Source organism: Streptomyces sp. NPDC097619 (assembly GCF_040302735.1).
Lineage (GTDB): Bacteria > Actinomycetota > Actinomycetes > Streptomycetales > Streptomycetaceae > Streptomyces.
In genome coordinates, this window is the sequence record NZ_JBEOSD010000006.1 from 62,155 (window position 1) to 86,326 (window position 24,172).

The 24,172-nt window shown below is 73.9% G+C and carries 23 protein-coding genes; 8 read left to right on the top strand and 15 right to left on the bottom strand.

Annotation, left to right across the window (positions count from 1 at the left end):
- Positions 1-228 precede the first annotated feature (228 nt).
- On the bottom strand, positions 229-843 hold the full coding sequence (locus ABTZ17_RS03050; protein ID WP_352193722.1) for a dihydrofolate reductase family protein: 615 nt from the start codon (positions 841-843) through the stop codon (positions 229-231).
- Between the two features lie 251 nt (positions 844-1,094).
- Positions 1,095-1,808: a DNA alkylation repair protein gene (locus tag ABTZ17_RS03055; protein ID WP_352193723.1), complete on the bottom strand. Its 714-nt coding sequence runs from the start codon at positions 1,806-1,808 to the stop codon at positions 1,095-1,097.
- 578 nt (positions 1,809-2,386) lie between these two features.
- Between ABTZ17_RS03055 and ABTZ17_RS03060 the strand changes: the two genes are divergently transcribed.
- Together ABTZ17_RS03060 and ABTZ17_RS03065 are read left to right on the top strand one after the other, a co-directional pair.
- Positions 2,387-3,853, top strand: a complete 1,467-nt coding sequence (locus ABTZ17_RS03060) for an SH3 domain-containing protein (protein ID WP_352193724.1) — start codon at positions 2,387-2,389, stop codon at positions 3,851-3,853.
- A 219-nt stretch (positions 3,854-4,072) separates the two neighbouring features.
- Positions 4,073-4,816, top strand: a complete 744-nt coding sequence (locus ABTZ17_RS03065) for a 2OG-Fe(II) oxygenase (protein WP_352193725.1) — start codon at positions 4,073-4,075, stop codon at positions 4,814-4,816.
- A 14-nt stretch (positions 4,817-4,830) separates the two neighbouring features.
- Here ABTZ17_RS03065 and ABTZ17_RS03070 read toward each other — a convergent pair whose 3' ends face one another.
- The 4 genes from ABTZ17_RS03070 to ABTZ17_RS03085 all read right to left on the bottom strand — a co-directional run bounded on the left by ABTZ17_RS03070 (position 4,831) and on the right by ABTZ17_RS03085 (position 8,942).
- Positions 4,831-5,187, bottom strand: a complete 357-nt coding sequence (locus tag ABTZ17_RS03070; protein WP_352193726.1) for an iron chaperone — start codon at positions 5,185-5,187, stop codon at positions 4,831-4,833.
- Positions 5,188-5,191: 4 nt separating this feature from the next.
- Positions 5,192-5,935 (bottom strand): ABC transporter ATP-binding protein, encoded by a 744-nt coding sequence (locus ABTZ17_RS03075; protein ID WP_352193727.1) that lies wholly within the window; start codon positions 5,933-5,935, stop codon positions 5,192-5,194.
- A 6-nt stretch (positions 5,936-5,941) separates the two neighbouring features.
- Positions 5,942-7,321 carry an ABC transporter permease gene (locus tag ABTZ17_RS03080; protein ID WP_352193728.1) on the bottom strand — a complete coding sequence of 460 codons (1,380 nt, stop codon included), beginning with the start codon at positions 7,319-7,321 and terminating at the stop codon, positions 5,942-5,944.
- A 139-nt stretch (positions 7,322-7,460) separates the two neighbouring features.
- The gene (locus tag ABTZ17_RS03085; protein ID WP_352193729.1) at positions 7,461-8,942 is read right to left on the bottom strand and encodes an ABC transporter permease; all 1,482 of its coding nucleotides are present in this window, start codon (positions 8,940-8,942) and stop codon (positions 7,461-7,463) included.
- Between the two features lie 173 nt (positions 8,943-9,115).
- Between ABTZ17_RS03085 and ABTZ17_RS03090 the strand changes: the two genes are divergently transcribed.
- Together ABTZ17_RS03090 and ABTZ17_RS03095 are read left to right on the top strand one after the other, a co-directional pair.
- The gene (locus tag ABTZ17_RS03090) at positions 9,116-9,778 is read left to right on the top strand and encodes a response regulator transcription factor (RefSeq protein WP_352193730.1); all 663 of its coding nucleotides are present in this window, start codon (positions 9,116-9,118) and stop codon (positions 9,776-9,778) included.
- Positions 9,769-11,181 carry a sensor histidine kinase gene (locus tag ABTZ17_RS03095; RefSeq protein WP_352193731.1) on the top strand — a complete coding sequence of 471 codons (1,413 nt, stop codon included), beginning with the start codon at positions 9,769-9,771 and terminating at the stop codon, positions 11,179-11,181. The genes ABTZ17_RS03090 and ABTZ17_RS03095 overlap by 10 nt, the downstream gene beginning before the upstream one ends.
- 109 nt (positions 11,182-11,290) lie before the next feature.
- On the opposite strand, the gene ABTZ17_RS03100 is transcribed toward ABTZ17_RS03095, so the two are convergent.
- Positions 11,291-12,238, bottom strand: a complete 948-nt coding sequence (locus tag ABTZ17_RS03100; RefSeq protein ID WP_352193732.1) for an NmrA/HSCARG family protein — start codon at positions 12,236-12,238, stop codon at positions 11,291-11,293.
- Between the two features lie 231 nt (positions 12,239-12,469).
- On the opposite strand from ABTZ17_RS03100, the gene ABTZ17_RS03105 reads away from it, so the two are divergent.
- Both ABTZ17_RS03105 and ABTZ17_RS03110 read left to right on the top strand, forming a co-directional pair.
- On the top strand, positions 12,470-13,108 hold the full coding sequence (locus tag ABTZ17_RS03105) for a hypothetical protein (RefSeq protein WP_352193733.1): 639 nt from the start codon (positions 12,470-12,472) through the stop codon (positions 13,106-13,108).
- A 155-nt stretch (positions 13,109-13,263) separates the two neighbouring features.
- The gene (locus ABTZ17_RS03110) at positions 13,264-13,701 is read left to right on the top strand and encodes a hypothetical protein (RefSeq protein ID WP_352193734.1); all 438 of its coding nucleotides are present in this window, start codon (positions 13,264-13,266) and stop codon (positions 13,699-13,701) included.
- A gap of 63 nt (positions 13,702-13,764) precedes the next feature.
- On the opposite strand, the gene ABTZ17_RS03115 is transcribed toward ABTZ17_RS03110, so the two are convergent.
- From ABTZ17_RS03115 to ABTZ17_RS03135, 5 genes are all read right to left on the bottom strand, one after another.
- Positions 13,765-14,268 (bottom strand): DUF427 domain-containing protein, encoded by a 504-nt coding sequence (locus ABTZ17_RS03115; protein ID WP_352193735.1) that lies wholly within the window; start codon positions 14,266-14,268, stop codon positions 13,765-13,767.
- 102 nt (positions 14,269-14,370) lie between these two features.
- Positions 14,371-14,697, bottom strand: a complete 327-nt coding sequence (locus ABTZ17_RS03120; RefSeq protein ID WP_352193736.1) for a YkvA family protein — start codon at positions 14,695-14,697, stop codon at positions 14,371-14,373.
- Between the two features lie 92 nt (positions 14,698-14,789).
- Positions 14,790-15,230 (bottom strand): VOC family protein, encoded by a 441-nt coding sequence (locus ABTZ17_RS03125; RefSeq protein ID WP_352193737.1) that lies wholly within the window; start codon positions 15,228-15,230, stop codon positions 14,790-14,792.
- 255 nt (positions 15,231-15,485) lie between these two features.
- Positions 15,486-17,135 (bottom strand): AMP-binding protein, encoded by a 1,650-nt coding sequence (locus ABTZ17_RS03130; RefSeq protein WP_352193738.1) that lies wholly within the window; start codon positions 17,133-17,135, stop codon positions 15,486-15,488.
- A 226-nt stretch (positions 17,136-17,361) separates the two neighbouring features.
- Positions 17,362-18,096: a hypothetical protein gene (locus tag ABTZ17_RS03135; RefSeq protein WP_352193739.1), complete on the bottom strand. Its 735-nt coding sequence runs from the start codon at positions 18,094-18,096 to the stop codon at positions 17,362-17,364.
- A 563-nt stretch (positions 18,097-18,659) separates the two neighbouring features.
- On the opposite strand from ABTZ17_RS03135, the gene ABTZ17_RS03140 reads away from it, so the two are divergent.
- Positions 18,660-19,217 carry a CAP domain-containing protein gene (locus tag ABTZ17_RS03140; protein WP_502994581.1) on the top strand — a complete coding sequence of 186 codons (558 nt, stop codon included), beginning with the start codon at positions 18,660-18,662 and terminating at the stop codon, positions 19,215-19,217.
- A gap of 164 nt (positions 19,218-19,381) precedes the next feature.
- Here the strand turns inward: ABTZ17_RS03140 and ABTZ17_RS03145 are convergent, their stop codons facing one another.
- Complete coding sequence (locus ABTZ17_RS03145) at positions 19,382-20,053, bottom strand: TetR/AcrR family transcriptional regulator (protein WP_352193741.1); 672 nt, start codon at positions 20,051-20,053, stop codon at positions 19,382-19,384.
- A 211-nt stretch (positions 20,054-20,264) separates the two neighbouring features.
- Between ABTZ17_RS03145 and ABTZ17_RS03150 the strand changes: the two genes are divergently transcribed.
- Positions 20,265-21,794, top strand: coding sequence for an amidase (locus ABTZ17_RS03150; protein ID WP_352193742.1), 1,530 nt, complete (start codon positions 20,265-20,267; stop codon positions 21,792-21,794).
- Here the strand turns inward: ABTZ17_RS03150 and ABTZ17_RS03155 are convergent.
- Entirely contained in the window at positions 21,727-23,001 is a 1,275-nt protein-coding gene (locus ABTZ17_RS03155) for a hypothetical protein (RefSeq protein ID WP_352193743.1), read from the bottom strand. The genes ABTZ17_RS03150 and ABTZ17_RS03155 overlap by 68 nt on opposite strands.
- A gap of 186 nt (positions 23,002-23,187) precedes the next feature.
- Entirely contained in the window at positions 23,188-24,171 is a 984-nt protein-coding gene (locus tag ABTZ17_RS03160; RefSeq protein WP_352193744.1) for an ABC transporter substrate-binding protein, read from the bottom strand.
- Position 24,172: the final 1 nt, after the last annotated feature.

The following is a 24,172-nucleotide window of genomic DNA, read 5'->3' on the forward strand; positions in this document are numbered from 1 at the left end:
CTCCGGAAGGGGGGTGAGGTTCAGGCGGACGGGTGGTTTCCCGGGCGCGTCGCGCGCCATCGGGGTGAACTCCCCGGAGCCGGACCGGCGCCTCCCGCGGGGCGCCCGGGCCGTGGCCGCGCGCCGATTCTGGCAGACCGGGCCGGTGATCCTGCGGCAATCCGCCCCGCGCCCCACGTGGCGCGCCGAAAGCCGTCCCCCACCCGCGCCCCCTGCCCCCCGAACGGCCTACCGCCCGTCTGCGGCGCGCACCGCACCCCCTCCCGATGGCCCTTCCCGCTCCTCCTCGCCGGCGGGCACGCGTGGTGCGGGTTCGTACCTCAGCACCACCACGCCCTTGTCCGTGACCGTGGTCCCCGTGTGCCGCAGCCGCTGCCGGAAGCCGTCCGAGCCCAGGGTGCCGCCGCCGGCGAACACGGGGTGCACCCAGAAGTGCAGCTCGTCGAGGAGGCCGTGGTCCAGCAGGGTCTCGCTGACGGGACCGAAGCCGTACTGGAGGAGGTCCCCGCCCGTCCCCTCCTTGAGGCGGGCGAGCTCCCGCACGGCCCGGTCCCGGGGGATGACGGTGGTGTCGCCCCAACCGGTCTCCTCCAGGGTGTCCGAGACCACGTACTTGGGGATCGAGTTCATCCGGTCCGCGAACGCGTCCGCCCCGGCCCGCGCGGACCAGGCCGCCGCGAACGCCACGTACGTCTCACGCCCCATCAGCAACGCGTCCGCTCGGGACGACAACCGCTCCGCGTACTGCTCCGAGTCCTCGCTCCAGTAGTCGAAGGACCACTGGTCGGCCCGCTCGATGTCCCCGTCCAGGGAGAGGTAGGTGGAATTGACGATCCTGCGCATCCGTACGGCTCCTCACCGGCGGGCGCGCGGGCCGGTGGACCGGACCCGGGCCCCGCCACCCGTTGCTGTCTGAGAGACGCTACGTGCCGTCTCGCTACGGCGGCAACGCGTCCGACGCCACGTACGGTCCCCTCCGCAGCTCAGGGCCTTGAGATCGGCGCAATGACCCTGCCCTCGAACGCAATGCCCTCGAACGCGATGCTCGTGAACGCGGTGTTCTCGAACGCAGGGTCCCGGAGCGTGCGGCTGGCCTACCGCTCGCCGTTGTCCATCCGGCGGGTGGCCTCGCGGCGGGTGAGGGGGGCGACGGCGGCGCCGTGGCGGTCCAGCCAGTCCCTGACGAACCGCGGGTCCCGTACGGACAGTTCGCGCAGCACCCATCCGAGCGCCTTGCGCAGGAAGAACTCCCGCTCGCCCACCAGCGCGTCCGCGTACCGGGTGAGCCGCACGGTATCGGGGCGCCCGGCCCGGATCCCGGGCAGCAGGGCCAGCACCGCCGACCGCCGCAGCCAGAAGTCCCCGTCCCCGACCCACCGGTCCAGCACGGTCCCCGCCGCCGGATCCCGCAGCGCGACCGCACCCGCGCAGTGCACCGCGAGGGGGTCCACCAGGGCCCAGGTCCCGCATTCCCGCAGCAACTCCTCCACCTCGGCGAGGTCCCCGGCGTCCAGCGCCTTCGCGTACTGCACCAGCAGTTCCACCGCCGCCCACCGGAACTCGTACACCGGCTCGGAGGCCCCCTCCGGAACGGTCCACAACTCCCGCGCCAGCGCCCGCACCTCCTCGGCGGGCAGCGGCCCGAGTCCCCGCCGGACCTCGACCACGCACCGCCGCATGTCCGGGACCCGTGCGCCCAGGTGTCCGATCCCGCTCTTCAGGTAGGCCCGCTGCTGCTCGGCCCGCTCCGGGTCCCCCAGCCCCCGCAGCGCGTCACGCAGCCCCTCGACCAGTCCACCCGACTCCATCGACCCTCCCGTCCACCCACACCCGCACGCTCCCGGCCCGAGGATGCCAGGAAGCGGCCGCGCGAACCGGTTTCCGGTCGTCCTGCCGGGCGCCGATGCGGGAACGAGGTGGACCCGCGGGGGTCGGGTGCGGTCCCCGGCTCCCCGCCGCTGGTCGGGTCGGTCGGGCGAGGTGGGGGAAGGTGGTGTCCTCGTCCCGCCCCCGACCCACCACCCCCGACGGAATTTCGTCGGGCTGCCGTCTCCGCGAATTCGCTTTCTTTTTCCGGATAGCCGTCTTCGCTTTCTGTTCCATTCGGTGGGGTGGCGCGCTCCGGGCATTCGGAATTCGTCCTGAATTCCGTGGATGCCTTGCCCTGACCGGGAACCGAAGGGGTGCCAGCCGGTTTGGGAGGCTTTTGTCGGAATTCGTGAGCGTGTTGGCGGATGCCCCGCCCGGCTTTCTGTATAGATCTTTCTGGCCTGCTCGACATCGCTTCGGCGAGCAGGTCCGGCAGACGGAAACGGGCGGCGGGCGCCGGCGACGCGCACGACCCCGGGACCGGCCGGACACGGCAGTCCGCACGAGAAGAGGAGCCATGCCCCGAAGGCAGATGTACGCGGTGATGGTGGTCGCGCTCGTCACCGGATCGATGGCCGCCCCGATCGCCCCGGCGTTCGCGGACGCCGCGACCATGCGGTTCGACCAGCCCTACGTTCCGTTGATCCAGCCTGGCCAGTCCGGTCAGACCCTCATCATCGGCACGAACGGCGTCGGCGACGCCCCCGTCTCGGCGTTCCGCGTCACGGCGCCCGATCAGACGACGTTCACCGAGAGCCAGTACTACGTCAACGGGGTGGCCGGCCCGATGCCGTGCGCCCTCTCGAACGCCGATCGGCTGTTGACGTGTACCGCCCCCGTCGGCGCCGAACCGGTCTTCCCGGCGAACACGCGCACCAAGCTCTCGGTGAAGGTGACGGTCGACGCCGCCGCACCGAACGGCGTGACGCTGGAGAACGGCGAATGGGCCATCGACTCCGGCTATCCGGACACCCCCGTGTCCTTCGCCGTGGCGACCCCGGTGCCCGGCCCGCCGGGGCCGGACGGACAGCCGGGCGTCAACGGCTCGGACGGAACGCCCGGCGCGCCCGGTGTGCCCGGTTCGAAGGGTGACGACGGCGTGCCCGGCGAGAAGGGCGACGCCGGCGCACCCGGCCCCGAGGGCCCGCCCGGCACCCCCGGCAAGGACGGCCTGCCCGGCGCGACGGGTCAGCCCGGTCCGCCCGGACCGGTCGGCCCGACGGGGGCCGACGGCCCTCCGGGCCCCACCGGAGTGAAGGGCGACGACGGCGCACCCGGCGTCCCCGGCTCGGACGGAACGCCCGGAACCAACGGCGTACCCGGACAGGACGGAGCCCCCGGCCCGCAGGGCCCCATCGGTGTGACCGGCGCACCCGGATCCACCGGAGCCGACGGCGCTCCCGGCCCGAAGGGCGACCCCGGAGAGCCGGGCCTCCCGGGAACGGACGGAGCCCCCGGCCCGCAGGGTCCTGCCGGACAGGACGGCCAGCCCGGCGTCACCGGAGCCACCGGGCCCACGGGTCCCACCGGTCCGGTCGGCCCGGCGGGTCAGGACGGCGCGCCCGGCCCCGCGGGCACCGACGGACAGCCCGGCGAGCCCGGCAAGGACGGACTGCCCGGACAGCCGGGACTCCCCGGCCCCTCGGGTACACCCGGCGCCACCGGGGCCCCCGGCCCGACGGGCCCCACCGGACCGGCGGGACCGAAGGGAGACCCGGGCACCTGCAACTGCTCGAAGGACCACGACAAGGAGAAGGGCAAGGGGAAGGTCGTCTCGAAGGGGCCCCTGACCGTCCGCTCCGGACCGAGGAGCTCGCACAAGGCCCTCGGCACGCTCCAGCCGGGCACCGTACTGGCCCTCCAGTGCAAGGTCCACGGCGAGAAGGTCGGCGACAACTCCCTCTGGTACCGACTGCCCGAGGACCGCGGTTGGGTCCCGGCCCGCTACGTCATGGACAAGTCACCGATCCCGTTCTGCAAGTGACCTGAACCTGACCTGACCCGACCCGATGTGGCCGGGCCCTGAGCGGCCCGGCCACGCCCGACCTGGTCCCGTCCGTGCCTGGCCCGGGCCCGGACGGGACCGGCCGTCGGGTGGCGGGACGTCCCCCGTGCTCCGGGACGTCCCGCCACCCCCGCGGCCCCTCCCGCCCCCTTCACCACCACACCGGCCCGCCACCGCCCCCACCCGAGGCGGGACCCCATGACCACGCAGACGCAGACGCAGACGCAGACGGAGATCGAGACCGAGACCGAGCCGGAGCGCGAGGCGCCGTCGGCGGTCGTGGCCGAGCCCCGCCGGGGCTCCGCGGTGCACCGGGACGCCGTCTGGCGGCTGCCGACCACGGTCTGCCGCATCACGGACCTCCTCGGACCGGAGGTCTCCGGACGCATCCTGGAACGGGCCATGGACACGGCCTCCGGTGCCATGAACGCGTCCACGATCCGCGACGGCGACGTGGTCCCCACCTTCCGCCGCTCCCGCTCCGACGGCACCTTCACGGCCCCCGAACTCCTCATCGCCATCCACGAGGTGCTGCCCTCCGTGGAACAGGCCCTCGGTGTCTCCTGCCCCGACAGCGAGATCGCGTACGGGCTGAACGTGCACAACGACGGAGACTTCTACCGCACCCACCAGGACGTCGGCTCCTACGACTTCGCGTCCCGCCGCCGCCTCACCTTCGTGTACTACCTGCACCGCACTCCGCGCCCCTTCGAGGGCGGGGAGCTGCGGATCTACGACGGGGCCACCGCCGTGCGGCCCGGGGGCCGGCCGCTGACCTGGGAGGACCGGACGTGGGCGGACCACCGGCCCGACCACGACAGCATCCTCTTCTTCCGGCCCACCACCTGGCACGAGGCCCGCGCCGTCCGGTGCCCGGGAGGGCGCCCCGAGGACGGCCGTTTCGCCGTGAACGGCTGGCTGACCCGCCGCCCGCCTCGCTGACGGTGCCGGAGCGGTCAGCCCGCCGCGGCGCGCCGAGCGGTGATCGCCTCGGCGATCCGGGTGACGAGCGGGTACGGGACTCCCGGGCGGTACGGGAGGCGGACCCCGTCCTTGCCGGAACGGTAGGGGCCCACCTCCTCCTCCAGCGGGCCGTCGAACACCGGGACCGGATACAGCCCGACGTGCTGCTTCCACCCCGCGAAGTGCAGCCCGTAGCGGCCGTCCAGCATCACGGCGGGCATCCCGTACCGCACCGCCTCCGTTCCGCCGGGCATCCCCGCGCGCACGGCCCGGCGCACCCGCTCCAGTACCTCCCGCACCGGGGGCTCGAACCCGGCCAGGTACGCGTCCACCTCGGGGGAATCGTCCATTCCCTCACGGTAGCCGGGCCGGCCCGGCGCCGCCCGGCTGCTCGGTGAGCCGGCCCTTGCGGAGGTGCAGGATCCGGTCGGAGCGGGCGGCCAGCTGCTGGGAGTGGGTGACGACGACCACGCAGGTGCCCCGGTCGTGGGCGAGGCTGCGGAAGGTCTCGATGATGTCCGCGGCGGTGTCCTCGTCGAGGTTGCCGGTGGGTTCGTCGGCGAAGAGGAGTTCCACGTCGCAGGCGAGGGCGCGGGCGATGGCCACCCGCTGTTGCTGGCCGCCGGAGAGGCGGAGCACGTTCCGGCGGGCCGTGGCCGCGTCCACGCCCAGCTCGGCCAACAGGCGCAGGGCGTGTTCCTTCCGCGTCCCGGTCGCGGGCCGCGCGCCGGTGATCTCCATGGCCGTGGTGACGTTCCGGAGGGCCGTCATGTAGGTGAGGAGGTTGTACTGCTGGAAGACGGTGGCCGCGTGCCGGTTGCGGTACCGGCCGAGGCCCAGCCGGGTGAGGTCCCGGCCGAGGAAGCGGACGGTGCCCTGGGTGGGCGTGTCCAGGCCGCCCGCCAGGGCGAGCAGGGTGGTCTTGCCGCTGCCGGAGGGCCCCAGGACGGAGTAGAAGGTGCCCCGTTCGAAGGTGTAGTCGATGTTCCTGAGGACGGTGGTCCTGCGGCGCTGCCCGGTATAGGTGTGGCCGACCCCGGCGAGTTCCAGCAGGGGTGCGGTGGGGTGGGCCGAGCGGTCGGCGGAGGTGCCGGTCATGAGGGGTCACTTGCCTTTCGTGAGGAGGGCGCGGGGGTTGAGGCGCAGCACGGACGCGGCCGGGAGGGCGGTGGCCAGGAGGCCGGTACCGAGTCCGATGCCGGTGACCGCCGCCAGGTCGGCCGGGTCCAGGGCGACCGTCATCGTGCCGATGGGGTCGGCGTTCTCCACCGGCCGGTCCGCAGGGTCGACGCCCTGGTCGATGCCGGTGCTGCCGGGAGCCGGCGGTTGCCAGGAGTCGAGCTCGCGCTCGGCCGCGGCGGCCTCCCGGCCCAGCAGCGCCTGGCCCACGGTCTGCGTCAGCCGCGGTGCGAAGAGGGCGCTCAACCCGACGGCGAGTGCGGCCACCACCAGGGTCTCCAGGGCCTGCTGCGCGATGAGCCGCCCCTTCTTCTCGCCCATGGCCAGCAGGACCCCGTACTCGCCGCGCCGCTGCTTGACCGCGAGGTTCACCAGCAGGGCCAGGACGGCGGCCCCGGCCAGGCACAACGCCCACATGGCCGCCGTGGCCGTGCCCCGGATGCTCGTGAGCGGGCCCGTCATCTGCCGCAACGCCTTGTCGTTGGCGTCCAGGACGAAGCCGTCGAGGGCGGGCCCGGCGATCTCTTCGGCTCTGTCCTTGAACGGGGCCTGGGCCTCGGCGTCCCGGAGGAGGAAGGTCGCCTTCCCCACCTGCAAGGGGCCGCCGCCGGCGGAGGAGAGCGCGGACAGGCCGCCGACGGTCCCGTACAGCAGGTTCGCCGGGCTGACCCCGTACTCGGGGTCGGCCTCCGCCGTGGGCCGGGGGTCGCGGAAGACGCCCGCCACGGTGAACTCCGCCGTCGTCTTCTCGTCGTTGCCGGTGAGAGTGATCCGGTCGCCGGTCTTGAGGCCGTTCCGGGCGGCGAGCCGCTCCTCGACGAGGAGCAGGCGCCGGTCCTTGTCGGCGGCCGTGAGGTGCCTCCCGGACAGCAGGGTGAACCTGCCGCTCCGGAAGTCCGGGAGGAGGGAGGAGTCGAGTACGCCCGTCCCGGCGGTGCCGCCCGGCCCCATCGGGTCCTTCGGACCGCCCCCGACCAGCCCGTACCGCCCCTTGAGGAGGACGCGGTCCCACATCGAGTAGGTGTACTTCCGGACCTCGGGCAGGGCGCCGATCCGGTCCACGGTCGCGGCGTCGATCCGAGGGGCCTGGAGCTGCCCCGAGGCGCCCAGTCCGCTCAGGTCCACGTCGAGGTCGATCTCGGCGCCCACGGAGCGTTCGGCGCGCCGTTCGGCGTCGGCGGTCGCGTCCCGGATGAGGATCCCGGCCAGCACCATCGCGGAGATGACGAGGAAGAGGGCGAGGGTCAGCACCGTGCGGACCTTGCGGGACCACAGGCTCAGGCCCGCGCGGTTGACGAAGTTCATGCGGATCGGCTCTCTCGGTGGAGGGGGTGGATCGGTCGGGTGGTGTGGTCGGGTGGGGTGCACAGGTGGGGTGCACGGGTCAGCGCGATCCGGCCGGCGCGTCGGGCCGCTGCGGTCGGGCCGGTTCAGTCGGGCCGGTTCAGTCGGTGTCGGTGAGGAGGGAGCGCGGGTGCAGGCGGAGGATCCCGATGCCCGGGACGACCGTCGACACGAGGGCGATGCCGAGGGCGAGTAGGGCGACCTCGCCCACGGCGGCGGCGTCCACGCGCACGGCGGGCGGCTCCTGAGCCGGATCCGCATCCGGATTCAGCTCAGGCTTCGGGTGCGGCGCGGTCCCGGAGCCGCCGGCCCGCCCCGGCCCGGGCTCCGGCGGGCCGCCGTCGCGGTTCGCCCCCGCCCCCGCCTCCGAGCCGGACTCCGGGCCGGACTCCGGGCCGTCGAGGAGGGCTCGCCCGGCGTACGGCCCGGCGAGTGAGGCGGCCACGGCGGCGAGCAGGACGGCCGGTACGGCCACCGCCGCGACCTCCACCACGTGCTGCCCGAGGAGCCGCCACTTCCGCTCGCCGAGCGCGAGCAGCACCCCCAGTTCGGCGCGCCGCTCGCGGATCCGGAGGGTCACCACGAGCCCGAGGATCAGGGCCCCGGCCACGGAGATCACCCGGACCAGCAGGCCCGCGAAGCCGCCGACCCGTTCCACCGGCCGGACCCGGTCCCGGTAGGCCCGGTCGTTGACGCGGAACTCGAAGTCGCCGCCCAGGATCCGACCGACCTCCGCGTGCAGCCGCTTCGCTCGGTCCGGTGAGCCGATCCGGAAGACCGCCTCGGAGACCGTCCCGTCGCCTGCCTCACCGATCGCCCCCTTGCCGTTTGCGTCGCCCTTCCCGTCGCTCCGTCCGTCGCCCTTCTCGTCGGTGGTCGAGGCGCCGCCGCTCAAGTGCTCGGCGGTGCCCACGGGCACGTACAGGGTGTTGCCGGGGAGCTCGTGCGACGGCCTGGGGCCCGTCGGATCCCGGGTCGGGTCCCGGAAGACGCCGATGACCGTCAGCACATGGGTCCGCCGGCCGTCCGCCGACCGCACCCGCAGGGTGTCGCCTGGTGCCAGGCCGTTCCTTGCGGCGAGTCGCCGCTCGACCAGCACCACGCCGCGCCCGGCGTCCCGGGGCTCGATCCCGCGGCCCGCCGTGATCCTCGTCGAGCCGTACGAGAAGGGCAGCAGCATCTCGGAGTCGCGTACGCCCCGGACGTTCAGCGCGCCCGCCGGCCCTGCCTCCGGCCCTGGAGCCGAGGGTGAAGCGGGCGCGAGGGGGGTGAAGCCGAGGGCCGAGCCGCGGACCGGCACCTCCGCGTTGTAGCGGTGCACCGGGTCCGAGGCGCCGATGCGATCGGCGAGGGCCGGCGTGAGGCGGCCCTTCTGCCTGACTGTCACGTCGACGCCCACGGTCCGCTGCGCCTGCGCCACGTGACGGGCGGCGGCGTCCCGGAGCAGCACACCACCCAGCAGCAGCGCGCAGATCACGGTGAAGACCGCCAGCAGGCCGGCCGTCCGGGACCTGCCGGCGAGGAGGCTCGAACCGGCCCGCTTGACGAAGTTCATGCCGTTGCCGGCGTTGGTCGCTTTCACGCCGAGGAGAGAACCAGTCCACCGTTTGCAGGGGGATAAGGGCGTGACGACGGCATAAGGAGGAGCCCGCGCGCACAGCCCGTTCCCAGGCTGCTCACAGCTCCGCACGGCTCGCCGTCCGCGCCCCGGGAAGTCTTATCCGACCGCAATCGCGATCTTGGTTTCATGGGGGCATGAGAGTCCTGGTAGCAGAGGACCACCGCGTCCTCGCCCGCACCATCGCCACCGGCCTGCGTCGCCAGGCCATGGCCGTCGACATCGCCGGCACCGGTGACGAGGCCGAGCGGATGTGCCTGCTCACGGCGTACGACGTCCTCGTCCTCGACCGCGACCTGCCGGTCATGAGCGGGGACGAGGTCTGCCGGCGGCTCCGCGAACTGACCGACCCGCCCAGGATCCTCATGCTGACCGCGGCCGCCGGACTCGACGACAAGATCCACGGGCTCACCGCGCTCGGCGCCGACGACTACCTCACCAAGCCCTTCGAGTTCCCCGAACTCGTCGCCCGCGTCCGGGCCTTGAGCCGTCGTGCCCCCAAACCGCCGCCCTCCGTGCTCCGCTTCGGCGACATCACCCTGGACGAGTCCCGCCACGAGGTGCTCCTCGCCGGGCGGCCCCTCGCACTCTCCCCGAAGGAGACGGCCGTCCTGCGGATCCTCCTCCTGGCCGGTGGGGCCCCGGTCACCCACGACGAGCTGGTCCGCACCGTCTGGGACGCGCACCTCGACCCCCGCACCAGCGCCGTGCGCACCACCATCAGCCGGCTCCGCGGCAAACTCGGCGACGCCTGCCCGATCCTCGCCGACACGGGGGAGGGATACCGGCTGTGCCACTGAACCGCCGGGCCGACCACGGCCCCGGGGTACGGATCGGCCTCCGGGCCCGACTCGACCGACTGCCCTTCCGCACCCGTCTCGCCGTGGCCTTCGCCGGGCTCTTCCTGCTCTCCGGGACCGCCCTGCTCACCTTCGTGGTGGTCCTCGCCCGCTACGGCACCGCGCAGCAGGTCCAGGGCATGTCGATCACGTACGGGGATCTCCCGGACGGATCACCGGCACCGACCGAACCCCCGGCCCCCACCGAACCCTCGACCCCCACCGAACCCTCGACCCCCATCGACCCCGGCAACCCCACCGGTGTCACCCCCACCTTCGGGCCGGTGAGCCCCGCGAGCCCGGTGAGCCCCGCGTTCCCTGACCCCGGTCGCACGCCCCCGGGCGACTTCGCCATGATCGAGAAGATCGACCGGACCGTCCGGGCCGTCCAGGACACCGCCCTCTACCAGATGGTCCTCTGGTCCGCCGTCGGACTCCTCGTGACGACCCTGCTCGCCGGGCTCCTCGGCCGCCGGCTGGCCGGACGGGCCCTGCGCCCGGTGGCCTCCATGACCGAGGCGGCCCGCCGCATCAGCGAAGAGAGCCTCCACCAGCGCCTCGCCCTCACCGGCCCCGACGACGAACTCCACCGCCTCGCCGACACCTTCGACACGATGCTCGACCGTCTGGAGCGGGCCTTCGAGAGCCAACGCCGCTTCGTCGCCAACGCCTCCCACGAGCTCAGGACCCCCCTGGCCGTCCAACGCACCAGCCTCCAGGTCGGCCTCGCCGACCCCCTCCCCGAGGGTCTGGCCGAGGTCCGGGAGGACCTGCTCACCGCCAACCGCGAGGCCGAACGGCTCATCGACGCCCTGCTCCTGCTCGCCCGCGGCGACCGCGGCCCGGAGACCATCGAACCCGTGGACCTCGCGGCCACCGCCCGACTCGCGGCCTCCGACCTCGCTCCGCTCGCCGCCGACCACGGGGTCCGCATCGACCTCGACATCGCACCCGACACCGCACCCGACACGGAGGGGAGCGGCGGCGCGGGCCCGTCCGTCGCCGAGGGCGCCGGGCGCCCGCCCACCCTCCCCGGCGATCCGATCCTTCTGCGCCACCTGCTCACGAACCTGATCCGCAACGGCGTCCAGTACAACCATCCCGGCGGTCACGTCCGCGTACGGGTGGGCCCCTCCAGCGTCACCGTGGCCAACACCGGCCCGGTGGTCCCCGCCGACCGTGTGCCCGAACTCTTCGAGCCGTTCCGCCGGCTCTCCGGCGACCGCACCACCGGCACGGGCGCCGCGACCGGCCACGGGCTGGGGCTCTCCATCGCCGCCTCGATCGCCCGCGCCCACCACGCCGCCCTCACGGCCGAGGCCGCTCCCACGGGCGGCCTGGTCCTCACCCTCCGCTACCCCTGACCGCCGGCACGCGGGCGCACGGCACACGAGCACCGCCGACGACGCCCAGGGGAGAGGAGAGAGGAGAGAGGGGAGCGGGGAGAGGGGAGAGGGGAGCGGGGGCAGGAGATCAGCTCGCCGCGAAGCGCTCGCGGTGGCCCGCCAGCCAGGTGGCGAAGTCCTGGAGCTCCGGGTTGATCCCGCGCACCGCCTCCAGGTCCCGGGCACTGGTGAACGCGGCCTCGCAGTCCGCGTAGTACTGGAACATGTTCCCCGCCTCGTCGGCCCCCGGGAAGCCGAGACCGCGGAAGGCGTCCGGGGTCAGCGGCCGGTACCGCACCGGGCGACCCAACGCCTCCGTCATGGCCTCGGCCATGTCGGCGAGCCGCAGGTGTTCCCCGGCGATGCTGATCGTGGACGCCACGTAGTCCGCGCCCGTCCGGAAGATCGCGTACGCGGTCTTGCCGATGTCCTCCACCGAGATCCCGGCCAGCCGCTTCTCACCCATGGGGAAAGACAGCTCCAGCGCCCCGTCCTCCGCCTGGTGCGGGGCGAAGGCACCGTAGAGGTTCTCCCAGTAGAACGTCGTCCGCAGGAAGGTCACCGGCACGCCGGCGTCGAGGAAGTACTGGTCGGCCTCCGCCTTCGCGTCGAAGTGCGGCACCTTGAAGCGGTCCTGGAGGGTCGGCATCCGCCCGTCCTCCAGCGGGATGCAGGCCCGGGTGTCCTCCAGAGTGGACCAGATCGCGTGCTGCACCCCGGCGTGCCCGGTCGCCCGCGCGAGCGCGGCGGCCTGCCGCTGCTCGTGCCCGGCGTCCATGTCCGCCCAGAAGTCGGTGACCAGGTACGCCCCGTGCGCTCCTTCCAGTACGGGACCCAGGCTCGCCTCGTCGTCCAGGTCGGCCCGCACCACCTCGGCCCCCAGCCGCGCCAGCTCCCGCGCCCGTTCCGAGCCGGGATCGCGCGTCACGGCCCGCACGGTGAACTCCCCGTCCCGGTCCTCGAGTACCGCCCGGGCCAGGGCCCCGCCCTGCTGTCCGGTCGCCCCGAACACCGTGATCGTCCGCTTCCCGGTCATCCCCGGTCACCCTCTCCCGCCATCTCCCGCGCCCCGCAGGGCGATTCCGCTGCCGAACCTACGGTCGGCGCGTCGTGCGCCCGCCCCGCCACACGCCGGCCCCGCCCGAATGGCCCTACGCGTGAACGGGACCGGGCCGGGCCGCCCCGGCAGGGGTGAGCGCCAGGCCCCCCGGTACTGTCCCGGTGTTCGAACGATCCCGGCCAGGAGGGCCGGACAGGGGAGGGCCCAGTGAACGGCACGGGAAACAGCGGGAACAGCGGGAGCAACGGGGACGGCAGGAACGGTGGGAACGCGGGTGCCGCCGGGGGGACGGGCGGTGCGAACGGCACGGGTGGCACGGGCGGCGGTGTCGGCAGCGTCTGGGAGCCGACCGACGCGGAGGGCGCGGCGCTCTCGCAGCGGTGGTGGCGCTGGGCCGACTCCGCTCCGGAGGACCGCAGCCCCGTCCGGGACCGGACCGGCGAGCACGCGGGCTGGAACCAGCCCGGGGACGTCTGGTTCCTCGCGGGCACGTACGGGGGCCGGGTCGTGCGGCGCTGCGCGGTGCCGGCGGGACGGCGCCTCTTCTTCCCCGTCCTCAACATGCAGCACGACACCAAGTACGCGAAGACCCCGCAGCGGTTGGGCGTGGCCGAGGCCGTCGCCGCCGTCAACGGAGTCCCGCTGCCCCTGCGGGAGTTCACCGCGCAGTACCGGGGTCCCTGGTTCACGCGCCGGTTCAGCTGGGGGCTCTGGGCGGGTCTCGCGCCGCTCACCCCCGGGCAGTACGTCCTGGAGATCAAGGCGACCGCCACCAACGGCTTCCACGTGGACACCACCTACCACCTGGAGGTCACCGCGGCCCCCACCTTCGCCGGCCGGTCCTGACACGCGGTGCCGCAGGCCGGGGCCGACGCCCGGTCCTGACGCCCGGCGTCGGCGCCCGGTGCTGCCCCACGGTCGAAAACCGTGATCGTTCCGGTGGCCCGGTGGGATACGGTGCCCACCGGTACCTCCCAAGACCGTTCGTAGAAGGGCAACTTGTGAGCACGTCCTTCATGAACGCCGATTCCTCGATCGTCGTCGACGAGGGCGTCTCCGAGCGGATACCGGGCGCGGCCGAGCGCTGGATGGCCGACATGCGCCGGGTGTACGCCGAGTGCGCCGACTGGACCATGGACCTCGGGGGCGAGCAGTTCACCGTCCGGGTGCTGGACCCGGCCGACGACCCCGCCGAGCCGCTCAAGGTCGAGGAGCGCTTCGGCGACGGGGCGTTGATGCGCACCATGCTCGCCGGAGCGGCCGGGCAGCAGGCCCGGATCACCACCCTGCTGCTGCGCGACGGCGACCGCGCCCTGGAGCTGACCTTCCGCAGCCTGGCGGGCGAACCGGGTGAGCCCGAGGCCGCCGGTCTGGCCGCCGCACGGGCCGCGTTCCTCGACCTGGCCCCGGCCCGGTTCCTGGGCCGTACCGCCCGCTGACACCACCGGAGCGCCCTCCGGCCGGCCTCCGCTCCGAACGTCACGTTCGGGGCGGCGCCGGTGTCACCAGCCCGTCGTGTCCGGTCCGCCCTTGAAGGGGCCGGTGATCTCGTGGGTGATCCAGCCCCCGTAGAAGTCCCCGGGCTGCGGGGTGACCCGCTCGCCCGCCACCTCGCAGGCGCGGCCCTCGACGGCGTAGAAGGCGAAGTGCCCGGCCAACGCTGCGTACCCGGGGGAGGGGGACTCGTAGCTCCAGATGGAGCCCGTCCCCGAGCGTCGCCCCGACCCGGCGCGGAGGTCCCAGTAGGTCGCCGTGCCCTTCCACTCGCACCAGGAGGTCCGGCCGGAGCGGAGCAGCAGATCGGTGCGGACGTCCTCGGGCGGCACGTAGAACACGGGTGGATGGCTGGTCTCCAGGATCCGCAGACACCGGGTGGAGTCGGCGAGGAGCAAGCCGCCCTCCCGCACGGTGACCCGCCGGTCGTCCGGCTCCAGCCGTGGTGGTCGGGGGTAGTCCCACACCGATTCGGCCCGCCGCGGCGGGCCCCCGTCCTCAGTGCCGGCCACGGCCCACCTCCATCCCGCGCCGGGTCCGCCCCACGGCGCCGTGCCGCACCCTCACTCCCCCTTCCCCCGGGGCTCCCGTCCCGGATGCGCCGCCCCCACGGTCTACGCCGGGTCGACCTTCTTGGGCGCGTCGCGGGTCGGGGGGTCCAGCGGGTCGGGGCGGCGGGTGGTCGCGGCGGCCGCGTGCAGGGACCGCAGGGCGAGGAGCAGCACGCCGATGTCGTCGAGGTAGACCGGGTCGGGGATCAGGTCCACCGGGGACACGGTGTAGATCACCGCCACCCAGAACAGCGCCTTGTCGCGCAGCGGGATCCCGGCGTCGAGCAGGAGGCGCCGTGCGGCGAAGACCCGTACGAGGAGCACGCCGGCCGCGATCGCCAGCCCGAGGGCGACGACCGCGGCGATCGTCAGCCAGACCGTGGTGTCCATGCCACCCCTTGTACCCCGCCGGGCCGCACCGAACGCGGTCGGATCCCGCGGGCCCGCACGGGCGGGGGCATCGCGGCTGCCGAGGGGACCGGTCAGCCCAGTTCCTGGGCCAGGCCGACGATGATGCCGTCGGGGCCCCGGAGGTAGCAGAGGAGGTAGGCGTCCTCGTAGCGGGCGATGCCGCCGAGGAGGGTGCCGCCGTGGGGGCGCAGGCGGGCCACGGTGTCCTCGATGTCGTCCACGGCGAACATCACGCGGTGGGTGCCGAGGATGTTGTGGGGTCGGTCGTGCGGGCCCCCGTCGCGGGCCTCGGGGTGGCGGTACTGGGCCAGTTCGAGGCGGCTGTGTCCGTCCGGGGTGCGGAGCATCGCGATGCGACAGCGGACCCCGTCCAGGCCGGTGCAGGTGTCGGCGAACCCGCCCTCGACCTCCCCACCGCCCTCGTTCTCCATGCCGAGTTCCACGAAGAACGCGACGGCGGCGTCGAGGTCCCCGACGACGATGCCCACGTTGTCCATCCGCTGGATCGCCACGCTCACCGCTCCCTGCTCCGGGCGCCGCCCGAGATGTGTTCCGGCCCGGCCACCGGCCGTCAGCCGTCGGCTGTCCTCTGTCGGCCGCCGCCGTGGGCGGCCGGATCCATCTTCCTCACCGGGGCGCGGGTTCGAGGAGCGACGTGCCCGTTCCTCGTGCGTTCGTTCCTCGTGCGTCCGTGCGTCCGTGCGTCCGTGCGTCCGTGCGTCCGTGCGTCCGTTCGTCGGCGCGCCCGTGCGCGCGGCGGGGTGGTGTCAGGCCCGGTCGACGGGCTCCGTCGCCCGCAGGCGCAGGAGCTTCTTGTCCGGCTTTCCGGCGTCCGTCAGCGGCAGCGCGTCCGTGAGGCGCACCTGCTCCGGTACGTACATGGCGCCCCGGCCTTCCCGGACCCACCGGCGGATCCCGTCCGCGTCGATCGGCCGCCCCGGGGCCGTCACCACGTCGGCGTGGACGCGTTCGTGGCCGCCGTCGACCCGGACCCCGTAGACGGCGCTCTGGAGCACGGCGGGGTGGGTGTTGAGGAAGTCCTCCAGCTCGGTGGTGTACACGTGCCCGCCGACCACCGCGATCATGTCCTTGATGCGGTCGACGACCGTCAGGTAGCCCCGCTCGTCCAGGGTGCCGAGGTCCCCGGTGTGCACCCAGCCGTCCCGCAGGACCTTGGCGGTCAGCTCCGGGTTCTTCCAGTACCCCTTCATCACCTGCTCGGAGCGCACGCAGATCTCCCCGACCCCGCCCGCCGGGAGCACCCGGCCGTCGGGGTCGCGGATCTCGACCTCGACCCTCGGCACCGGGCGGCCGGCGGTGCGCAGCAGCTCCGGCCGGTCCGGGTCGTGCTCGGACGCGGGCAGCACGCTGATGGCCCCCGCCTCGAACTGCCCGTACCCCTGCTGGAGCACCGGGCCGAAGCGGCGCACGGCCTCGGCGATCCGGGCGGGGGAGGAGGGGGTCCCGCCGTAGGTGATGCCCCGGAGGCTGGAGGTGTCGGTGCGGGCGGCGTCGGGGTGGTCCAGCACCTGGTAGAGGAGGGGCGGGAGCAGCATCGTGTTCGTGATGCGTTCCCGGGCGATGGTGGCCAGGACCTCCGCCGGTTCGAAGGCGTAGTGCAGCACGACGGTGCCGCCCGCGGAGAGGGTGCCGTCCGCGATGAACCCGGCGGCGTGCGACAGCGGGGTGCAGACCAGGTCCCGCCGGCCGGTCCCGCTGAACAGCTCGCGCGTGGTGGCGATGCTGCCCTGCATCCGGCCGAAGGTGCTGCGGACCGCCTTGGGGTGCCCGGTCGTGCCGCCCGAGTGCCGGAGGAAGCACAGGTCGTCGGGCCGCGCGGCGCTCGCCAACGGTTCGTCGGACTGCTTCTCCGCCAGGGCGAGCAGGTCCTCCGCTCCCGGAACCGCCGCACCGGCGGTCTCCGCGACCGCCTCCCCGGGCAACGCCTCCTTCCCGGGCAACGGCTCCTCCCGGAGCAGTGGCTTCTCACCGGGTACGGGCCCCTCACCGAGCAGCAGGACGTGTCGGACCGGGGGCACGAGCCCGAGCAGCGCGCCGGCGCGCTCCGCCAACAGCGGGTCCACGATCAGGGCGTAGCTGTCGACGTCCGCCATCATCGCGGCCTGGACGTCCACCGAGAGGCGGTTGTACAGGTGGTTGAAGTGCGCGCCCAGCAGGTTCACCGCGTACCGCACCGCGATCGTCTCGGGCAGGTTCCCGCACAGCAGCGTCACCGTCCGCCCGGGGCCGACGCCCCGCTCCCGCAGGGCCCGGGCCAGCCGGTACACGGACGACCGGAACTCGGCGGCTCCGATTCGTCGTTCCCCGCTGACCAGGACCTCTCGGCCGGGCCCGTCGGCCAGTCCTTCGAGGACGATCTCCACGTAGTTCCGGAACTCCGGCCCGGTCGTCGACATGGCGCTCCCCACCCCTGTTCCCGCGTAGCACTGTCCGCCTGGTGCCCGCGCCGGTGATCAGCGACGCGTGATCCGCGACCCGTGATCAGCGATGCGTGATGCGCATCCGTGATCCGTGATCCGTGTGCGTGCCCCGGCGCCTTCGCCCGACCCTGGGTCGGGGCGGGCTCCGAGGCGCAACCCGTCCGCGTCCGTACGGCGCTTTCCGGCCGCGCCGGCGGGCCGCTCACGTACCGGGCTCGCCCGACCCGCCCGACCCGCCCGACCCGCCCGACCCGCCCGCGCCGTCGGTCCCGCCCGCGCGGTCGGTGCCGTCGGTGCCGGTGGAAGCGGCGTGGAGCTGGCAGAAGGGGCGCCGGCGCGGTGCCCGGTAGGCCCGTCGGTCCTGGAGGCGGCCCTGCCAGGGATCCCCGGGCGCGGCCCGGCGCAGGAGGACGTGCCTGCTGCGGCCCTGCCGCAGGTGGTCTCGGTACTCGGCGAGCAACTCGGCCGCTTGGGCGCCGAGCAGTCTGCGGGCCTGTTCCTCCACGAGGCAGAAGGGGCAGTACCCGGCGGGTTGTACGCGGTAGCGGCGGCCTTCCGGGAGGGCGTCGGAGCCGAAGGCCGTGATCATCAGCCCGCCCGTGACGGGCACCATCAGGCCGATGACCTGCGGCGGGGGAGCGGCCGCCACGATCCCGATCAGTCCGCGCAGCCCCATCACGTCCAGGACGGATACCTTCCGCGACTCGTCCCGGCCCGTGGCCACGAGCGCGTACACCGCGCCCACCGCCGAGACGCCCGCCACCACCCACACCGTCCACGCGGGCCGCGTCGTCGCCAGCGTGACGAGCACCGCCGCGTTCACCAGCAGGGTGCCCAGGACCGAGCCTCGGCTCGCCCCGGCCCGCCGCACGCCGTGGTGCGCCAGCAGCAGCGAGGCCGAAGCCAGGACCACCACTAATCCGTCCGAACCGTCCACGCGTCGTCCCCTTCCCCTGCTCCTCCCTCCGCGCGCCCGTGCGGCGCGGAGCCCCGCCCCAGCATCCCCCGCACCCGGTCCGGAGTCGACACCCCCTCCGCGTTCCGCTCCGACTCCCCGCGAGCGTCGCGCGGCGGGACGTGGACGGCGACCGTCGGACCCGCACGGGCATGCGGCAGGGCGAGCGAATCGTGACATGGATCACGTGCCGCGGGTGGGTCACGGAACCATTACGACCGCCGGAGCGATGCGGCTATGTCCCGACATCGGAAACGGAGGTGCATATTCCCGTCACCGGAGAAATGGCCGTCTCGCATGTCGGGACGGACGTGTCCGAATCCCTGACGGGGCCGGATTCTGATGGTTCGTCAGGTGTCTCATCGTTCGGCGCGGCGTGCGCCCCTGCATGTCGACGCGTTCATTTCAAGTCGGCCCCGGGCCCGTGGGCGGGTCGCAAGTGCCGGGACTTGTGCGCCCGTTGTGGGGCTCCCCAGAATGGCGGCCCCGTCGGGACGCCCACGCTCGGCGCACCGACGCTTCGCGAACACCGAACGAGGTCACGCATGCAGAAGCACCGCAAGAAGAGGCACTACAAGGCGATGGCGATCGGCGCCGTCACCCTCGGCGTCGTGGGCATACCCGTGGCCCTCGCGGGCCTGGGCACCGAAGAGGCCGGTGCCGCGCAGGCGGCTCCCGCGGCGGTCGCCCCGGCCGCCGCGGCGGACAAGGCCGCCGCGAAGAAGAAGACGGCGGCCGAGAACGTCGTGGCCCTCGTCAACAAGGAGCGGGCCAAGGTCGGCTGCCGCGCCGTCAAGATCAACAAGAAGCTCACCACGGCCGCCCTGAAGCACAGCAAGGACATGGCCGCCCACCGCAACATGTCCCACACCGGATCCGACGGGTCCAACCCCGGCCAGCGCATCACGCGCGCCGGCTACCAGTGGCGCACCTACGGCGAGAACGTCGCCTACGGCTACACCACCTCCACCAAGGTCATGAAGGGCTGGATGAACAGCCCCGGCCACAAGGCCAACATCCTGAACTGCTCCTTCAAGGAGATCGGCGTCGCCCGGGCTCAGCCGGGCAACTACTGGACCCAGGTCTTCGGCACCCGCCTCTGACCCACCCGGCTCCGGCGGTACGAGCACGCGCCCCGGCCGCCCCTTCGCGGCGGCCCGCCCCTCGTCGCCCCGCCGGACCCCCGCTCGTCCGGAGCCCCGTCCGGCACGCCCCGCGCGTGCCCGGCGGGGCTTCCGCGTGCGTCGGCGACGGCGACGGCGGGGGCTCAGGACCAGAGCCCGGCCAGGTGTCCGTGCAGGACCTCCTGGGCCTGCCGTGGTGTGAGGTGGCCGATGAGGACGTGCGCGGTGAGCCCGTCCGCGAGCGCCAGTACGGTCCTGGCCTCCCGCTCGGCATCGAAGGGCGTGGCACCTGCACCGGAAGTGGAGTCCGCGTCGGAACCGGAGCCGGAGCCGGAGCCGGAACCGGGGGCGCAACGGGAGCCGGAACCGGGGGCGGCGGCTCGGGCTTCGGCGATGAGGCCGGTGAACGCCTCCTGGAGCAGGGCGTAGTTCCGGCGCAGGGGCCCGGCGAGGGCCGGGCTGACGGCGGCCTGGGCCACGAAGGCCAGCCAGACCTTGGCCTCCGCGCGGTGCTCCTCCCCGAGCAGGGCGACCTCCGTGACCGCGTGCCCCAGTGCCGTGGCGGCCGACTGGGCCGGGCTCGCGATCAGGCGGGCCCGTACGCGTTCGCCGATCTCGTCCCCGATCGACCCCAGGGTGAAGACGAGCATCTCCTCCTTGGTGCGGAAGCACCGCTGCACGGCCCCCATCGACACCTGGGCGCGGGCCGCCACGTCGCGCAGGGTCACGCCCTCCAACCCGCTCTCGTCCGCGAGCCGACAGACGGCCTCGGCGATCTGCCGCCGCCGACCCTCGTGATCCACCTGCTTGGGCATGCCCCGTCGCCTCCCGCTCTTCGGCCCCGCGCCTCGTCCGGCGTGATTCCGTGTCGTCCGCCTGGTCCCGTCCCGTCCCGCGCCGTGGAGTCTATTCGATGCGGGCGCATCGGATCCTGGGCTACTGTTCCGATGCGAGCGCATCGAATCGCATGGCCTCGCCTCGCATGGCATCGGAATCGCGTCGGAATCAGGGACGGGAGCGCGGAACGTGGGACAGGAACAGTCGGAGCGGCAGGAACAGCCGGAGCGGCGAGAACGGCCGGACCGACGGGAACAGCGGGAGCACGACGAGCCGTGGCGGTGGGCGGCCGCCCGGCAGGCCGCGGCCGTTCGGGCGGGCGAGGTCACGGCCGTCGAGCTCGTCGACAGCCATCTGGACCGGATCGCCGCGGTGAATCCGCAGGTCAACGCCGTGAGCCAGCTCCTCGCGGACCGGGCCCGTCGGTCCGCGGCGGACACCGACCGCCGGCGCGCCGACGGGGAGGTACTGGGTCCGCTCGCAGGGGTGCCCTTCACGGTGAAGGAGACCACCGCCATCGAGGGCGTCCCCACCACCTACGGCGTCCCCCGGTTCCGCGACCTGGTCGCCCCCGCCGACGCGCCCCCGGTGGCCGCCCTGCGCGCCGCGGGAGCCGTACCCGTCGGGCACACCAACGTCCCCACCCTGATCCTGGCCGGCATGCACACCCGCAGCGAACTGTTCGGCGACACGGTCAACCCCTGGGACCCGGGGCGGACGCCCGGCGGCAGCAGCGGGGGCGACGCGGTGGCCGTGGCCACCGGCATGGCCGCGCTCGGCCTCGGCAACGACTCCGGCGGCTCGGTCCGCGTCCCCGCCCAGTTCTGCGGGGTGGCCGGACTGAAGCCGACGGCCGGGCGGTTCCCCGCCGACCACCGCTTCCTCGGCCCCGAGGACCCCGGCCCGGCCTCCCAGATGCTCGTCACCGACGGCCCGCTCGCCCGCCGCGTGGGCGACCTCCGCCTCGCCTTCGAGGTGCTGGCCCGGACCGACCCCCGCGACCCCCGGGCCGTACCGGTCCCCACCCACGGCGAACCACTCGGCGGGCCCATCCGGGTCGCCGTGGTCGCCGACCCCGGCGGGCACGGCGTCCACCCGGCGGTCCGCGAGGCCGTCCGCACCGCGGCCCGTGCCCTGGACGCGGCCGGATACGAGGTGCACGAGCAGGCCGACGTACCGTGCCTGGACGAGGCCCTGGACGCCTACGGCCGCATCACCATGACCGAGTTCGCCCCGGCCTGGCCCGCCGTGCGCACCCTGCTCGGCGACGGCGGGGACCGCTACATCGCCATGGCCATGGAACGCACCCCACCCGCGACCGCCGCCGAACTGGTCCGGCTGATGGGCACCTGGCTCACCATCCGGCGCTCCTGGGCCGAATTCCTCCACGCGTACCCGCTGGTGCTGGGCCCGTCCTTCACCGAACCCCCGGTCGAGCCCGGACTGGAATCCCGCGACCACGCGGGCCGGGACCGGGTCGCCACGGCCATGCGCCTGTGCACGGTCACCAGCTTCGTGGGCGTACCCGCCGTGGCGGTGCCCACCGGCACGGTCGACGGACTGCCCTGCGGCGTCCAGGTCATCGGACGCGCCTTCCGCGAGGACCTCTGCCTGGACGCGGCGCAGGCCATCGAGGACCGGCTCGGCGTCCTCACCCCCATCGACCCGCCCGCTCCCGCGCGGCCCGGATACGGGCCAGGTACGCGGCCCGCCAGATGACCAGACGGTCCCCGTGGAGCTCGACCAGGGCACGGATCTCCTCGCCCCGGGGCCCGGACAGGAGCTCCGGCCGGTACACGACCACCTGCGCCTGCTCCCGGGCCGCCGCCCGCACGCCCGGCTCGGGATCGTCCAGCAGACCCAGCGCGTTGACCAGGACCTCGGGTGCTTCGGCGCGACGCCCCAGCACCTCCATGGCGAGTGACCGCAGTTCCGGCGCCCCACCGGGCCCGGTGAGGGCGACGAGCCGGGCCGAGGAGAGTTCCCTACCGGCGTACGACAGGGCGCTGCGCGCGGTTCGTGACACCTCGGGGGCCGGATCGGACAGGAACGGCAGGGCCTCCTCCCATCCGACCCCGTGCCCGTGCTCCAGTCGGGTCAGGGCCCCGGCGCGGATCCGCGCGTGGTGGTGGCCGAGGAGAGAGCGCAGCGCTCCGCGGTCCTCCCGCAGGGCGCGCAGCACGACCGCGCCCACCCGCGGATCCGGGTCGTCCGCGTATCCCGGCAACTCACCGGTACCCAGGGCCCGGAGCGCGAGCAGTCCGTCGAGGGCCCGTGCCCGGACCGTGCCGTCGGCATGCTTCAGCAGACTCCGCAGGAGGGGCGCGTCCCCGGCCCCGCGCAGTTCCACGAGTCCGCTCACCGTCGCGGCCGTCACCCGCCCCGGGCGGGCGCACAGCGACCGGTACGCGGCGCCGGGATCCACGCCCACCGTCCGCAGCCCCGCGCGCGCCAGGCCGCGCACCCACGCGGAGGGGTCCGCGAGGAACGGCACGAGCTCCTCGGCCGACCCGAGCCGCCCGACGGCGGCGCCGCGTACCACGGCATCGGAGGCGGTGAGGAGACGGCCCCGGAGGGCGTCCCCGTCCGACCGGTCCATCAGGGTCCGCGCGGAGAGCCGTCGGATCCGCCGGTCACGGTGATCGAGCGCGAACCCGGCCAGGTCACCGGCGGTGGGCAGCCCCGCCGCGAGGGCGTCCCGCAGCACCACCAGCCGCACCTGGACGTCCCCGCACGCCTCCAGGAACCCGGCGAAGCGCTCCCGCGCCACCGCGTCCCGCCCCTGGGCGAGGGCCTCCCGGGCCGCCGTCAGGCGCTCCCCGATGTCGCGCTCGGACAAGGCGATCCCGTACAGGGCCACCGCGTCCAGCACCCCCGACCGAGCCCCGGCCCGTATCGCGTCCCGCTCGAATTCCTCCCTGCCCATACCGCCACCCTAACCACGCCCCCTGCCCCCACCTGCGCATTTTCCGCTCCTTTCCCACTCCGGCTCCGGGCCCCGGCGATCTGGCCGACACCGGGACGGGCGGACGGGACGGGCCCGCTCGGACGGCGGGGGCCGTCCGGGCGGGCCCGGGTGTGCGAAGGGACCGGTGGGTCAGTGGGCCACCGGTCAGCCGGTCGGCTGATCCTTCGGGAGCCAGGACTGCCAGGTGGCGCGGTTGTCCTTCACCCAGCGGGCCGCGGCCTCCTCCGGGGCCAGCTTCTCCTCCGCGATCATCAGGGAGACCTCGTTCTGCATCTCCTTCGTCCACCGGAACTTCTTCAGGAAGGCGGCCGCCTCCCCGCCGTCCTCGGCGAAGCGCGCGTTGAAGAACTTCTGCAGCGGGGTGTGCGGGTAGGCGCAGGCCACCTTCTCCGGATCCGCGTCGCAACCCTCCTTGTACGGGGGCAGCTTCACCTCCGTCATCGGCACCTTCTCGAACAGCCACTGCGGCTCGTACCAGTAGCTCAGGAAGGGCTTCTTCTCCTTCGCGAACTGCTTGATCTGCGTGATCTGCGCCGCCTCGGAGCCGGCGAAGACCACCTGGAAGTCCAGGTCCAGGTTCTTCACGAGCGCCTTGTCGTTCGTGACGTACGCGGGCGAGCCGTCCAGCAGTTGGCCCTTGCCGCCGCTCTCCGGAGTGGCGAACTCGTCGGCGTACTTGTCGAGGTTCTTCCAGTCGGTGACGTCGGGATGTTCCTTCGCGAAGTACGTGGGCACGAACCAGCCGATGTGCCCGGTCACCCCGAGGTCCCCGCCGCGGGCGATGGTGCCCTTGCCCTCGATGTACCGCTCCTCCTGCTCCGGGTGGCCCCAGTCCTCCAGGATGGCGTCCACCCGGCCCTGGCTGAGCGCGTCCCAGGCCGGTACCTCGTCGATCTGCACGGTGTCCACGCGGTAGCTCAACTCGTGCTCCAACAGGTACCGGGCCACGGCCACGTTGGCCTGCGCGCCCACCCAGGACTGCACGGACAGGGTGACCGTCCGCGAACCGGCGGCGTCCGCGTACGGAGAGGACTGCCGGGTCATGTCGGCGGCGCCGCAGCCGGTGAGCGCGGCCCCGGCCGTCAGCGCGGCGGCCGCCGCCAGCGCGACGATGCGGGTGCGAGCCATG

Bases quoted from the DNA above. Each gene is read 5' to 3' on its own strand.
- ABTZ17_RS03050 (WP_352193722.1), bottom strand. From the start codon at position 843: ATGCGCAGGATCGTCAATTCCACCTACCTCTCCCTGGACGGGGACATC.
- ABTZ17_RS03055 (WP_352193723.1), bottom strand. From the start codon at position 1,808: ATGGAGTCGGGTGGACTGGTCGAGGGGCTGCGTGACGCGCTGCGGGGG.
- ABTZ17_RS03060 (WP_352193724.1), top strand. From the start codon at position 2,387: ATGCCCCGAAGGCAGATGTACGCGGTGATGGTGGTCGCGCTCGTCACC.
- ABTZ17_RS03065 (WP_352193725.1), top strand. From the start codon at position 4,073: ATGACCACGCAGACGCAGACGCAGACGCAGACGGAGATCGAGACCGAG.
- ABTZ17_RS03070 (WP_352193726.1), bottom strand. From the start codon at position 5,187: ATGGACGATTCCCCCGAGGTGGACGCGTACCTGGCCGGGTTCGAGCCC.
- ABTZ17_RS03075 (WP_352193727.1), bottom strand. From the start codon at position 5,935: ATGACCGGCACCTCCGCCGACCGCTCGGCCCACCCCACCGCACCCCTG.
- ABTZ17_RS03080 (WP_352193728.1), bottom strand. From the start codon at position 7,321: ATGAACTTCGTCAACCGCGCGGGCCTGAGCCTGTGGTCCCGCAAGGTC.
- ABTZ17_RS03090 (WP_352193730.1), top strand. From the start codon at position 9,116: ATGAGAGTCCTGGTAGCAGAGGACCACCGCGTCCTCGCCCGCACCATC.
- ABTZ17_RS03100 (WP_352193732.1), bottom strand. From the start codon at position 12,238: ATGACCGGGAAGCGGACGATCACGGTGTTCGGGGCGACCGGACAGCAG.
- ABTZ17_RS03120 (WP_352193736.1), bottom strand. From the start codon at position 14,697: ATGGACACCACGGTCTGGCTGACGATCGCCGCGGTCGTCGCCCTCGGG.
- ABTZ17_RS03130 (WP_352193738.1), bottom strand. From the start codon at position 17,135: ATGTCGACGACCGGGCCGGAGTTCCGGAACTACGTGGAGATCGTCCTC.
- ABTZ17_RS03140 (WP_502994581.1), top strand. From the start codon at position 18,660: ATGCAGAAGCACCGCAAGAAGAGGCACTACAAGGCGATGGCGATCGGC.
- ABTZ17_RS03145 (WP_352193741.1), bottom strand. From the start codon at position 20,053: ATGCCCAAGCAGGTGGATCACGAGGGTCGGCGGCGGCAGATCGCCGAG.
- ABTZ17_RS03155 (WP_352193743.1), bottom strand. From the start codon at position 23,001: ATGGGCAGGGAGGAATTCGAGCGGGACGCGATACGGGCCGGGGCTCGG.
- ABTZ17_RS03160 (WP_352193744.1), bottom strand. From the start codon at position 24,171: ATGGCTCGCACCCGCATCGTCGCGCTGGCGGCGGCCGCCGCGCTGACG.